The organism is Mesobacterium hydrothermale (genome assembly GCF_035818635.1).
Classification (GTDB): Bacteria; Pseudomonadota; Alphaproteobacteria; order Rhodobacterales; family Rhodobacteraceae; genus Mesobacterium_A; species Mesobacterium_A hydrothermale.
Genome location: NZ_JAYLLH010000003.1, coordinates 122,483 through 135,291, shown reverse-complemented (window position 1 = coordinate 135,291; position 12,809 = coordinate 122,483). Strand labels below are relative to the sequence as shown.

Sequence of the window (12,809 nt, the reverse complement as noted above, 5' to 3'; positions counted from 1 at the left end):
GCGGTGATAGGGGGGGCCAAGAAACAACCGACGTATTGCGCGCCCAAAGACCAAGGAGATGCACAGGCATGGCCGATTTCCCGACCACGTTCGACAAGGAAGACCTGCTGAAATGCGCTCGGGGCGAGCTGTTCGGCCCCGGCAACGCCCAACTTCCTGCGCCGCCGATGCTGATGATGGACCGCATCACCGACATTTCCGGCGACCGCGGCCTGCATGGCAAGGGCCACGTCGTGGCGGAATTCGACATCACCCCGGACCTGTGGTTCTTTGACTGCCATTTCCCCGGCAACCCGATCATGCCGGGCTGCCTGGGTCTGGACGGGCTGTGGCAACTGACCGGCTTCAACCTGGGCTGGCGCGGCTGGCTGGGGCGCGGCTATGCGCTGGGCGTGGGCGAGGTCAAGCTGACCGGCATGGTCCGCCCGGACCGAAAAATGCTGACCTACAAGGTGGATTTCACCAAGGCGATCCAGACCCGCCGCCTGACCATGGGCGTCGCCGACGGCATCGTCGAGGCCGACGGCGAGGTGATCTATGTGGTCAAGGACATGAAGGTGGCGCTGAGCGAGAGCTGATACGCAGCAAGACCGGCACCCTTTGCAAGACCCGTGCGGACCCGGTCTGCGCGGGTCTTTTGCATTGAGCCTTTGGCCCCTGTTGCCCGGGCGACAGGGCACAGGCGTTGAAGCACCCGGTTTCGCGAGGCAACTCTTGACGCCGCACCTTGCACCCAAGGCCCGCCATGGCCTAGTAAGCCAGAAGCAACATGTAAGGAGGCCACATGCGCCGCGTCGTCGTCACGGGTTTGGGGATCGTTTCCAGTATCGGCAACAACACCGAAGAGGTCCTGGCCTCGCTCAAGGCCGGGAAATCCGGGATCACGGCCAACGAGGCGATGAAGGAACATGGGTTCCGCAGCCAGATTGCCGGTGAAATCAAGCTGGACGTCACCCAGCACGTCGACAAACGCACCTTGCGTTTCATGGGGCCGGGGGCGGCCTATGCCTATATCGCGATGGGTCAGGCGATTGCCGATGCGGGGCTGAGCGATGACCAGGTGTCGAACCCGCGCACCGGGCTTGTGGCCGGGTCGGGCGGGCCGTCGACCAGCGCGATGCTGACCGCGCATCAGACCGTACTGAACAGCGGAGCGACCAAACGGATCGGGCCGTTCGCGGTGCCGAAATGCATGTGCTCGACCATCAGCGCCAACCTGTCGACCGCCTACAAGATCAAGGGCATCAACTATTCCATCACCTCGGCCTGCTCGACCAGCCTGCATTGTATCGGCAACGCGGCAGAACAGATCATGCTGGGCAAGCAGGATGTGATGTTTGCCGGTGGTGGCGAAGAACTGGACTGGACGCTGTCGTGCCTGTTCGATGCGATGGGCGCGATGTCTTCGAAGTTCAATGATACGCCGGAAAAGGCGTCGCGCGCGTTCGACAAGGATCGCGACGGCTTCGTGATTTCGGGCGGCGGGGGCATCGTGGTGCTGGAAGACCTTGATCACGCGCTGGCGCGTGGTGCGAAGATCTATGCCGAAGTCACCGGCTACGGCGCGACCTCGGATGGGGCCGACATGGTGGCCCCGTCCGGCGAAGGCGGCGAGCGGGCGATGCGCGTGGCGCTGTCCACCCTGTCCGAAGATCGCAAGGTCAGCTACATCAACGCGCACGGCACGTCGACCCCGGTGGGCGACGTGGGCGAGATCGAGGCGGTGCGCCGCGTCTTTGGCGAGGGCAGCACCCCGCCGGTCAGTTCCACCAAGTCGATGACCGGTCACAGCCAGGGCGCGACGGGTGCGCAAGAGGCGATTTATTGCCTGCTGATGCTGGAACATGACTTTATCGCACCGTCGATCAACGTTGAAACGCTGGATCCGGCGCTGAACCCTGATGAAATCGCCACTGAACTGGTGGAAAACGCCGGGCTGGATACGGTGATGACCAACAGCTTCGGCTTTGGCGGAACCAACGGCTCGATGCTGCTCAGCAAGTATCGCAGCTAAGGCAATCGCAGAACACGGCATCGCGCCCCGGGGGTCCCCCGGGGCCTTTGTTTTCCCTGTGCACCGTGCCGAACCGCTTGCCTCGCGCGGCGCTGTCGCCTAGGGATCAACTCAGGAAAAACGGGGGGCGCTCATGCTGTCTTTGTCGGGAAAACGCGGCCTTGTCATGGGCGTCGCCAATGAACGGTCCATCGCCTGGGGCATCGCCAAGGCCTGTGCCGAGGCCGGGGCCGAGCTGGCCTTCACCTATCAGGGCGAAGCCTTTGGCAAGCGTCTGGCACCGCTCGCTGAAAGCGTCGGCAGCGACTTCATGGTCGACGTGGATGTGACCGACGATGCCAGCCTTGATGCCGCATTCGACGCGTTGTCGCAGCGCTGGGACCGGCTTGATTTTCTGGTGCATGCCATTGCCTATTCCGACAAGAACGAACTGACCGGCCGGTTCCTGAACACCAGCCGGGCCAACTTCAAGAATTCGATGGACATCTCGGTTTATTCCTTCGTCGACGTGGCGCGCCGCGCCTATCCGTTGATGAAGGACAACGGCGGGACGCTGTTGACCATGACCTACATGGGCTCGAACCGGGTGACGCCGAACTACAACGTCATGGGCGTCGCGAAGGCGGCACTGGAATCGGCAACGCGCTATCTGGCCAACGACCTTGGCCCGGACCGCATCCGCGTCAACGCGATTAGCCCGGGCCCGATGAAAACCCTCGCCGGGGCTGCGATCGGCGGGGCGCGCAAGACCTACAAGCACACCGACGAAAACGCGCCGCTCGGCTCGAACGCGACGCTCGAGGCAGTGGGCGGTACCGCGGTCTGGCTGATTTCCGACGCCGGCGCCTGCACCACGGGTGAAATCGTGCGTGTGGACGGTGGGTTCCATATCCTCGGGATGCCACAGGCCGAACACCTGTAACCGCAGATCACCGCGACTTCGTCCCATTTCCGCCAAATCACCGGACTAGTCATCCGGTCATGGCGCATTTCATCCAAGGGTTGCTGGTCAAGCTGGCCGGCTTGCTGATCGTATTGGGATACCTCTGGTGGCAGGGGGTTTCCTTCAGCGTTGCCTCGGTGGAGAGTGCAGAGCCGACCCAACCGGAACTGGTCGATATCGACGCTCATGCCGCAGACGCGGCCAACCGGATAGAAACGCAGTTGGGCCGTCTTGAAGCGCTGGGGAACCGGCCGCCGCCCGATCTTGACCTGACACCGCTGCCGGGCGAGCCCGGCTTTATCGCGCCACCCGGCGCGCCCGAGATCATTGCCCTGCCGGGCGAGGCCGGCTTTGTCCCGTTGCCCGGCGAGGCTGGCTATCGCGGTGACGAGGAACAGACCGACCATGGTGTCACGGTCCGCCGCGGGCTTGGCCGGTCCGAAACCGGCGGACCGCGGCGCGTGCGGGTGCCACGATGAAGCTGCGCCCGAAAAAGCCCCTTTGGGTCCGACTGGCCAGCAAAGCGCTGTCCATGGCTTTGGTGCTGGCGATGTCACAGGCCTTGATCCGCGACCCGCAGGTGATGGCCGCGCTGCAAAACGCCGCGATCCGGGTCGGCGAATTCGTGGCCACGGAAATTGCGTATCGCGAGGCGCAGAAGCAGGGACAGGTGCCGCGCTCGCCGCAGGCAGCCGCGCCACAGCCGCGCGCTGTGGCTGTGGATGTGCCGCCATCCGGAGTTCGGGTGAACCGCCCCGGCACCGGCGAAGGCGGGTTCAAGCGGGTGATCGTCGGTCAGTAGCGTCTCTCAGAACCATTGCCCGGGTTCCATCAGGCCCAGGTCCATCAACTGGCGTGACGACCAGTCGAACCGTACCGATCCGGGCCAGATGAAACTGTCGATCGCCTTGCGTGACATCGGGTTGCACTTCAACGCTTTGGCGGTGCGGAAACTGGCCACGGCGGCGGTCAGGTTGTTGTGCCAGGGGCAGGCATAGGTGTTGCGTTCTTCGTCAGACAGCGTGAAATCGGGCCGCAATTGAAGGCCCTTTTCGGCACGAAATAGGGCGACGCGGTCGATCCGGCGGCGGTTTTCCGGGACGTGCTCTTCGAATCGCCAGCGCAGCCCGCCAAAGAAATCAAGCTGGCGCTCTTTCGGGTGCTTGTTGTCGCCCAACCGCTCCAGCGCGTAATAGCTCGCCTTGTCGAGCCATGCCTCTTGCGGGTTCACCGCGTCGGGGTGGCTGGACAGGTCGGGCGCATAAAGGTCGATCACGAAGCAGACCATGGCATCACGACGTTCCTCGGCGTGGAAAGCCAGCATCTCCGACACCCGACGCGTTTCGCTGAACGGGTAGAACAGGTATTCGGCGTTGAACCCGAAATAGACCCAGTGCCCGGCTGCGGCGTCGTTCACCTGCGTGACGGCTTGCGCCACGGCGTCAGGCCCGGTGGGGGCAAGATCGACCCGCGCGACGCCCGGCATCTCGGGGCAGGGCAGGTCTTTGGGGGCAAAGACGATCACCTGCCCGAACCCCTGTTTCAGGTGGTGGCGCAGCGTGCCGTCCAGTTCGACCTCGTCCTCGGCAAAGATCAGCGCCAACGGACCGCGTTGCAGCAGGCCCGCGCCGTTCTTCACCAAATCCGCCGTGTCGCCAAAGCGCATCGTCCACATTCCGCCCGTTTGCCCGACGCCCAAGGTCGGCTATCTTCCCGGGCATTGCAAGACGGGGGCGTTTCGCGGTATCCGCAGCCCTTGAACGCGCGCGACGGAGTCTGCCCCATGTCCCAGCCCAAGAAACTGTTCATCAAGACTTACGGTTGTCAGATGAACGTCTATGACAGCGAACGCATGGCCGAAGCGCTGGGCGGGCAGGGCTATGTCGAAACCAAGTCGCCCGACGATGCGGACATGATCCTGCTGAATACCTGCCATATCCGTGAAAAGGCGGCGGAAAAGGTCTATTCCGAACTGGGTCGCTACAAAGGGCTGAAGGCAGCCAAGCCAGACCTGAAAATCGGCGTTGCCGGCTGTGTCGCGCAAGCCGAAGGCGAGGAAATCATGCGCCGTCAGCCGATGGTCGATCTTGTCGTCGGTCCGCAAAGCTATCACCGCCTGCCCGAGATGGAGGCAAAGGCGGGGCAGGGGGCAAAGGTGCTGGACACCGATTTCCCCGAGGAAGACAAGTTTGAACACCTGAAATCGCGCCCCAAGGCGAAACGCGGCCCGTCCGCGTTTCTGACCGTGCAGGAAGGCTGCGACAAGTTCTGTGCTTTCTGCGTGGTGCCCTACACCCGCGGCGCCGAAGTCAGCCGCCCCGCCGCCCGTATTCTGGACGAAGCGCGCGATCTGGTGGCGCGTGGCGTGCGCGAAATCACCCTTCTGGGCCAGAATGTGAACGCCTATCACGGGGCCGGCCCCGATGGCGACTGGTCTCTGGCGCGCTTGATCTGGGCGCTGAACGATGTCGATGGGCTGGAACGCATCCGGTTTACCACCAGCCACCCCAACGACATGAGCGATGACCTGATCGACGCCCACGCCGATTGCCCGAAGCTGATGCCTTATCTGCATCTGCCGGTGCAGGCCGGGTCAGACAAGATCCTGAAGCGGATGAATCGTCAGCACACGGCCGAACAATACCTGCGCCTGATCGAACGGTTGCGCGCGGCGCGGCCCGATCTGCACCTGTCGGGCGATTTCATCGTCGGCTTTCCCGAAGAAACCGAGACGGATTTTCAGGATACGCTGTCCCTGATCGAGGCGGTACAATATGGTAGCGCCTTCAGCTTCAAGTATTCCGAACGCCCCGGCACCCCGGCGGCGGAACGCGCCCAGGTGCCCGAGGATGAAAAAGATGACCGCCTGCAACGGCTTCAGGCACTGCTGACTCGGCAACAGCGGGCCTTGCAGGATGCCATGGTCGGTCGCGAGGTCGGTGTCCTGTTCGAACGCCCCGGGCGGCTGGAAGGCCAGATGGTGGGCAAGTCCGACTATCTGCATGCTGTGCATGTCACAGCCGAGGGGATTGCCCCGGGCGACCTGCGCCGCGTCAGGATTGTGGACAGCGGCCCCAATTCGCTGACTGGTCAGCTTTTGTAATCTTTCTGCACCGGTTTAACTGGTGGCCCTAAACGGTTGTGATTCAATCCCTCTTGGGGTTGTCCACAGGCAATGCCCGCCAAGTCTTGCGCTTATGTGCGACAGAAACCGCCATATGTGGTGGTTTTCGCTTCACAGCGTCGTTTTGTTTGCTAAGGTGTTGTTTATAGAAGATTTGGGCCGGGCGGGGCGATTCCCTTCCGGACCTGGGGGAAACAGAACAACAAAGGGACAGAGGCTGTGGCATATTTTTCCAAAGCCGTCCGCGCGGGCATCGGTGCCGCGCTGATCGCCCTGACGGCGGCGCTGCCAGTCGCCGCGCAGGATTTGTCGGGACCCGGCTCTTCTGGTTCAAGCCAGAAGTTCAGTCGAAATACACCTTCTCAGCAGGGTAGAGATCGCGGTCAGTATATCCCGGGAATCGCGCTTACGCCCGATGGCTGTGAGGTTTGGGTTATGGACGATGGGGCTGAAGGTTATGGTGACAATCGGCTTACCAGACAAGGGATGCCGATATGCCACGACGTAGAGCCATGCGGTTTGTTGAATACTGATCAATTTTTCGCTACTGATAGCTATCGGATCAAATCACAGCACCAATCTCGCATCGCGCAGTTTTTCCGCTCCTCGACCGCGTTCGCCTTTGTGGTTGTCGGACATACTGACAGCCGAGCTAGTGACGACTATAACATGCGGCTGAGCTATAACCGAGCTTTGGCGGTTGCAAAGATTGGAAAGTCTGTTGGGGCGAGAATAACTGACGTTCGCGGAATGGGAGAACGATTTCCTGTGGCGACTAATGCAACCAAAGAGGGAATGGCGCGGAACCGCCGGGTCGAGATACTCTGCTTTGAGTGAGGTTTATAAGATGAAAAACTACATTGCGATTGTATCTCTAGTATTGGCGTCGGCATGTACTGATGAAGGTTTGCGTGGTTATCCAGCCGACAAAACCATTGACCGCGGAATTGACTCGCACCCACTGACCGATCTTCAGTGGGGAATCCATATTGACCCCGATGGCTGTGACCACTGGATGGCAGATGACGGCTTCGATGGGTATTATGTCGCGCGTTTGGACAAGTATGGGAAGCCGGTTTGTTCTGGGGTTGCGCCTCCTACCTATACCGCTGGTGACTTTAAGGGAGGAAGCCCAATTCCAGACCCCAACTAAGGAGAATGGCAAAGGAAAATTGGGATTTCGAGCCTTTTTAGCTATTGCGGTGGCAACTTCGGCAGGAATACTTCATTGTATATTGTCAAACTGTTACTTGGCAGGAGACATGCGTGACCACAGGCACCATCACCGAAGCTGTGCTCGAATTTCCCGACAATCGTCTGCTGATCGACCTGTGCGGCGAATATGACCGCAACCTCACGGACATCGAATCCCGGCTTGGGGTGCAGATCTTGCGACGTGGCAACCACCTCGCCATCTTCGGCGAACCCGCCGCCCAGGCCGAAGCGTCCGAGGTGTTGCAGGCGCTCTACGAACGACTGGAAACCGGCAAGGCGGTGGAAACCGGCGATATCGACCGTGAATTCCGCATGGCCAATGCCGAAGAGACACCGCAATCGCAGCTCGAGATGTTCGGCGGCGGCAAGGTCGAGATCAAGACCCGCAAGAAACTGGTCGAACCGCGGACAGAGGCGCAAAAGGCCTATGTCGCCGCGCTGTTCTCGAACGAACTGGCTTTTGGCATCGGCCCGGCAGGGACCGGCAAGACCTATCTTGCCGTTGCGGTCGGGGTGAACATGTTCATCAACGGGCTGGTTGACCGGATCATCCTCAGCCGACCCGCGGTCGAGGCCGGCGAAAAGCTGGGCTATCTGCCCGGCGACATGAAGGACAAGGTCGATCCCTATATGCAGCCGCTCTACGATGCGCTGGGCGATTTCCTGCCCGCAAAGCAGCTGCAGAAGATGATCGAGGAAAAGGTGATCGAAATCGCCCCGCTGGCCTTCATGCGCGGTCGGACCCTGTCAAACGCCTTCGTGGTGCTGGACGAGGCGCAGAACGCCACGTCGATGCAGATGAAAATGTTCCTCACGCGCCTGGGCGAAGGCTCGCGCATGGTCATTACCGGCGACCGCACCCAGATCGACCTGCCGCGCGGCGTGCCCTCGGGCCTGGCCGATGCGGAGCGGCTGCTCAACAGAATCCCCAGGATCAGCTTCAATTATTTCACCGCCAAGGATGTCGTCCGTCATCCGCTTGTTGCCGCCATCATCGAGGCTTATGACAAGGACGCGATCAAACCGACCTGATCTTCTTCTGGCCTGAAAATATCCCGGGGGTCCGGGGGCAGAGCCCCCGGCGCACGCCACATGCTGACCGAAACGATCCTTGAAGACGACCGCTGGCACGGGGTGGGGTTTGCCGGCCTGGCCGAAACCGCCGCCACGGCAGTGCTCAACCACCTCGAGCTGCCGCCCGAGGGCTATGAAATCGCCGTTCTGGCCTGCGATGACGCCCGTATTGCCACCCTCAACGCCGATTTCCGCGGCAAACCGCAGCCCACCAACGTGCTCAGCTGGCCCGCCTGGGACCTGTCGGCCGAAAACGACGGCGGCGATCCCGACCTGCCACCCGAGGCGGAACCGGACGACCCGGAACCGCTGGGTGACATCGCCATTGCGCTGGAAACCTGCCAGCGCGAAGCCACCGAACAAGGCAAGACCGTGACCGACCACGTCACCCATCTGATCGTTCACGCAACCCTGCACCTGTTGGGCTACGACCACATCCGTGACGGCGATGCCACGCTGATGGAATCACTTGAGACAGTGATACTTGGCAAACTGGGGATCGCTGACCCATATATGGACAATTACGGGGCCTGAGCGCCCTTTCTGGACAAAAGCGAGACATGGGCGAGAACGACGGCTCTTCTAACGCGGCGCAAGGCGCGCAACAGGAAGAACAACATCAACCGGGCGGCGGGTTTCTGCGCCGTTTCATCGGGTCCCTGACCGGGGGCGAACCCTCTGCGGGCACCGTCAACGGCACCACCGCGACATCGGGCACGACCCCCACCCACGGCATGATAAACCTGCGCCGCATGCGGGTCGAGGACGTGGCGATCCCCCGGGTCGAAATCGTGGCGGTCCCGATCACCATCACCAAGGATGAACTGGTCAAGGTGTTCCGCGACAGTGGCATGACCCGCCTTCCGGTGTTCGACGGCACACTCGATACGCCTCTCGGGATGGTGCACCTCAAGGATTTTGCCCTTTTGCACGGGTTCAATGGCTCGGGGTCGGGCCGGTTCAACCTGAAAAAGATGCTGCGCCCATTGCTGTTTGTACCGCCTTCGATGCCGATTGGCGTGCTGCTGACCAAGATGCAGACCGAACGCCGGCACATGGGTCTTGTGATCGACGAATATGGCGGCGTTGACGGGCTGGTCACGATCGAAGACCTGATCGAACAGGTGATCGGGGAAATCGAGGACGAGCACGACATCGACGAGGGCAAGTTCTGGACCCGAGAGCCGTCTGGCTGTTACCTGGTTCAGGCCAAGACCCCGCTGAAAGACTTCGAGACCGAGATCGGCCTGACCCTGACCGAGCACGACGAGATCGACGAGGAAGAGATCGACACGCTGGGCGGGCTGGTCTTCATGCTGGCCGGTCACGTGCCCGCGCGCGGAGAGGTGCTGCCGCACCCGGAAGGCGTTGAATTCGAAGTGGTCGATGCCGACCCGCGACGGATCAAGCGGCTTCGGGTGCGTTTGCCGGGACAAAAACACACGGTGCCCGCCGCCGCCGCCCCGGATGCCAGCGCCAGCCATGGCTGAAACCGTCCTGCCGCGCCGGAAACGGCTGCTTCTGGCGCTGGCAGCCGGGCTGTGTCTGGCGGCTGGACAACCCCCGCTCGACCTTTGGCCGCTTGCGCTTCTGGCGCTGGCGGTGCCGTTCTGGTTGCTGTCGCGCTGCGACACACCGGGGCAGGCGGGTTGGACCGGCTGGGTCTTTGGCGTCGGCTATTTTGCGGCATCGCTGTCATGGATCGTCGAGCCGTTCCTTGTCGACATCGCCGTGACCGGATGGATGGCACCCTTTGCGCTGATTGGCATGGGGGCAGGGCTGGCACTGTTCTGGGCGCTGCCGTTCTGGCTGTCGCAGCGGCTGCGCACGGCGCTGGCGCTGGTGCCGCTCTGGGCGCTGACGGAACTGGCCCGCGCCTATGTGCTGACCGGGTTTCCCTGGGGGCTTCTCGGCTACGTCTTTGCGCCCACGCCGGTGGCGCAATGGGGGGCGGTTCTTGGCCCGCACGGCCTGACGCTGATCGCGCTGGCCGTGGCGGCCCTGCTGGCCCGCACCACGGTCAAGACGGCGGTGACTGCCCTTGGCCTTCTGGCCGTGCTGTGGGGGGGCGGCCTTTGGCTGCGGCCGCCGGTGCAGGCCTCGGACGACCGGCCCATCGTGCGGCTCATCCAGCCAAACGCGCCGCAACACCTGAAATGGGACAGGGCCTATATCCCGATCTTCTTTCGCCGACAGGTCGACTTTACCGAAGCGCCGGGAAATCCCGCGCTGATCGTCTGGCCGGAATCCGCCTTGCCGATGCTGCTGAACGATGCCGAACCAGCGTTCGATATCCTGACCGACGCCGCCCGTGGCGCGCAGGTCATCGTCGGCATCCAGCGCTTCGATGAAACCGGGTTTTACAATTCCCTCGTCGCGCTTGACCCAAACGGCCAGATCAGTGCGCTTTACGACAAGCATCATCTTGTGCCGTTCGGCGAATACATCCCCCTGGCGCATCTGTTCACCTGGATCACCATCGGCGGCATCGCCGCCCGGGCCGAAGGCGGCTACAGCGCCGGCCCCGGTCCGCAGGTCATCGACACAACGCCGGGTCGCGCCCTGCCGCTGATCTGTTACGAGGCGGTGTTTCCGCAAGACGTGACCGGGACGACGGAGCGCCCGGACTATCTGTTGCAACTGACCAACGATGCATGGTTCGGCGCGGTCTCCGGCCCGTATCAACACCTGATGCAGGCGCGGATGCGGGCGATTGAAAACCGCCTGCCTCTGATCCGCGCCGCCAATACCGGCGTGTCCGCGGTGATCGACCCGGCGGGCCGGGTGACGGCCAGCCTGCCGCTGAACGAGGCAGGGTTTCTGGACGCGCCCTTGCCGCGCGCCGCTGCGGCCTCGCCCTATTCCCGCACCGGCGATTTGCCGCTTTTGATCGGCTTTTTGCTGCTGGTGGGCGTGGCGCTTGTCCTGAATCAACGAAATCGCAATTGACCTCGGACCAGAAGGCGCATAGCGAGGCACGATTATTTTTACCGCCACAACGGCTTCCTGGCGTGGCGGCGAACCCTAGTGGAGCACCCGATGTCCCGTCAGAACTATATCTTCACCTCTGAATCCGTTTCCGAGGGCCACCCCGACAAGGTCTGCGACCGGATTTCCGATGCGGTGCTGGACGCCTTCCTGGCCGAAGAGCCCGAAGCGCGCGTCGCCTGTGAAACCTTCGCCACCACCAACCGCGTCGTGATCGGTGGAGAGGTCGGCCTGTCGGACCCGGACAAGCTGGCCGAATACATGCAGCGCGTGCCCGATATCGCGCGCAGCTGTATCAAGGGCATTGGCTACGAGCAGGACAAGTTCCACCACGCCACCTGCGAAATCACCAACCTGCTGCACGAACAGTCCGCCCACATTGCCCAAGGCGTCGATGCGCGTGACAACAAGGACGAAGGTGCCGGGGACCAAGGCATCATGTTCGGCTATGCCACGAACGAGACCGAGGCGCTGATGCCCGCGCCAATCCAATATGCGCACGCGATCCTGCGCCGGTTGGCCGAAGTGCGCAAATCGGGCGCCGAGCCGCTGCTGCGCCCCGATGCGAAATCGCAGCTTTCCGTGCGCTACGAAGGCGGCAAGCCGGTGGGGGTGACCTCGATCGTGCTGTCCACCCAGCACGCGGATGAAAGCCAGACCAGCGCCGATATCCGCGCCATCGTCGAACCCTACATCCGCGAAGTGCTGCCCGAAGGCTGGATCACCGAGGCCACCGAATGGTGGGTGAACCCCACCGGCACTTTCGTGATCGGCGGCCCCGATGGGGATGCCGGCCTCACCGGGCGTAAGATCATCGTCGACACCTACGGCGGTGCGGCCCCGCACGGCGGCGGCGCGTTTTCAGGAAAGGACCCGACCAAGGTCGACCGCTCGGCGGCCTACGCTGCGCGCTACCTGGCGAAGAACGTGGTTGCTTCGGGTATGGCTGAACGCTGCACGATCCAGCTGAGCTATGCCATCGGCGTCAGCCATCCGCTGTCGATCTATGCCGACACCCACGGCACCGGCGAAGTCGACGCGGCCGCGATCGAAACCGCCATTCCGCGCGTCATGGACCTGACACCGCGTGGAATTCGTACGCATCTTGGCCTGAACCGTCCGATCTTTCAGCGCACCGCAGCTTACGGCCATTTCGGCCGCGCCCCCGAGGCCGATGGCGGTTTCAGCTGGGAACGCACCGATCTGGCTGACGCATTGAAATCCGCGGTCTGAGGTTCCGGGCTTGACGCCCGGACGGGGGCTCTGCCCCCGCGCCGCCTTCGGCGGCTTCCCCCGAGGTATTTTTCAAACCAAAGACGGATAAAGGTTTTCTTTACCTTCATGGGTCTTGATGGACTTTGCGGTACAGGCGGAGGCGCCGATGACCGCAAACCGAAGACGTGGCCCCCTGTCTGAAAAGGCAGGGGGTTCTTTCTTGCCTTCGCATCTTT

The 12,809-nt window shown here is 62.5% G+C and carries 14 protein-coding genes and 1 riboswitch; of the genes, 13 read left to right on the top strand and 1 reads right to left on the bottom strand.

All coding sequences use genetic code 11. The features are described from left to right. Positions 1-68 precede the first annotated feature (68 nt). From fabA to VK792_RS03470, 5 genes are all read left to right on the top strand, one after another. Positions 69-578 carry a bifunctional 3-hydroxydecanoyl-ACP dehydratase/trans-2-decenoyl-ACP isomerase gene (gene fabA / locus VK792_RS03490; protein WP_326295959.1) on the top strand — a complete coding sequence of 170 codons (510 nt, stop codon included), beginning with the start codon at positions 69-71 and terminating at the stop codon, positions 576-578. Positions 579-784: 206 nt separating this feature from the next. Further along, complete coding sequence (fabB, locus tag VK792_RS03485) at positions 785-2,014, top strand: beta-ketoacyl-ACP synthase I (RefSeq protein ID WP_326295958.1); 1,230 nt, start codon at positions 785-787, stop codon at positions 2,012-2,014. 133 nt (positions 2,015-2,147) lie between these two features. Further along, complete coding sequence (locus VK792_RS03480; protein ID WP_326295957.1) at positions 2,148-2,936, top strand: enoyl-ACP reductase FabI; 789 nt, start codon at positions 2,148-2,150, stop codon at positions 2,934-2,936. Positions 2,937-2,995: 59 nt separating this feature from the next. Next, entirely contained in the window at positions 2,996-3,436 is a 441-nt protein-coding gene (locus VK792_RS03475) for a hypothetical protein (RefSeq protein ID WP_326295956.1), read from the top strand. Then, positions 3,433-3,759 carry a hypothetical protein gene (locus VK792_RS03470; RefSeq protein WP_326295955.1) on the top strand — a complete coding sequence of 109 codons (327 nt, stop codon included), beginning with the start codon at positions 3,433-3,435 and terminating at the stop codon, positions 3,757-3,759. The genes VK792_RS03475 and VK792_RS03470 overlap by 4 nt, the downstream gene beginning before the upstream one ends. A 6-nt stretch (positions 3,760-3,765) precedes the next feature. Here VK792_RS03470 and VK792_RS03465 read toward each other — a convergent pair whose 3' ends face one another. Continuing rightward, positions 3,766-4,623: a glycosyltransferase family protein gene (locus tag VK792_RS03465; protein ID WP_326295954.1), complete on the bottom strand. Its 858-nt coding sequence runs from the start codon at positions 4,621-4,623 to the stop codon at positions 3,766-3,768. Positions 4,624-4,740: 117 nt separating this feature from the next. Here VK792_RS03465 and miaB point away from each other — a divergent pair, with 117 nt between their 5' ends. From miaB to metK, 8 genes are all read left to right on the top strand, one after another. After that, entirely contained in the window at positions 4,741-6,060 is a 1,320-nt protein-coding gene (gene miaB, locus VK792_RS03460; RefSeq protein WP_326295953.1) for a tRNA (N6-isopentenyl adenosine(37)-C2)-methylthiotransferase MiaB, read from the top strand. A 240-nt stretch (positions 6,061-6,300) separates the two neighbouring features. Continuing rightward, positions 6,301-6,918 (top strand): OmpA family protein, encoded by a 618-nt coding sequence (locus VK792_RS03455; protein ID WP_326295952.1) that lies wholly within the window; start codon positions 6,301-6,303, stop codon positions 6,916-6,918. Positions 6,919-6,928: 10 nt separating this feature from the next. After that, positions 6,929-7,234: a hypothetical protein gene (locus VK792_RS03450; RefSeq protein ID WP_326295951.1), complete on the top strand. Its 306-nt coding sequence runs from the start codon at positions 6,929-6,931 to the stop codon at positions 7,232-7,234. A 113-nt stretch (positions 7,235-7,347) separates the two neighbouring features. Then, positions 7,348-8,328 carry a PhoH family protein gene (locus tag VK792_RS03445; protein ID WP_326295950.1) on the top strand — a complete coding sequence of 327 codons (981 nt, stop codon included), beginning with the start codon at positions 7,348-7,350 and terminating at the stop codon, positions 8,326-8,328. A gap of 60 nt (positions 8,329-8,388) precedes the next feature. Then, positions 8,389-8,904 (top strand): rRNA maturation RNase YbeY, encoded by a 516-nt coding sequence (gene ybeY, locus VK792_RS03440; protein ID WP_326295949.1) that lies wholly within the window; start codon positions 8,389-8,391, stop codon positions 8,902-8,904. A 26-nt stretch (positions 8,905-8,930) separates the two neighbouring features. After that, entirely contained in the window at positions 8,931-9,860 is a 930-nt protein-coding gene (locus tag VK792_RS03435) for a hemolysin family protein (protein ID WP_326295948.1), read from the top strand. Beyond that, positions 9,853-11,319: an apolipoprotein N-acyltransferase gene (gene lnt / locus VK792_RS03430; protein ID WP_326295947.1), complete on the top strand. Its 1,467-nt coding sequence runs from the start codon at positions 9,853-9,855 to the stop codon at positions 11,317-11,319. The genes VK792_RS03435 and lnt overlap by 8 nt, the downstream gene beginning before the upstream one ends. A gap of 38 nt (positions 11,320-11,357) precedes the next feature. Continuing rightward, positions 11,358-11,405, top strand: a riboswitch (SAM-SAH riboswitch). 4 nt (positions 11,406-11,409) lie between these two features. Continuing rightward, positions 11,410-12,591 (top strand): methionine adenosyltransferase, encoded by a 1,182-nt coding sequence (gene metK / locus VK792_RS03425; protein ID WP_326295946.1) that lies wholly within the window; start codon positions 11,410-11,412, stop codon positions 12,589-12,591. The last annotated feature ends 218 nt before the right edge of the window (positions 12,592-12,809 follow it).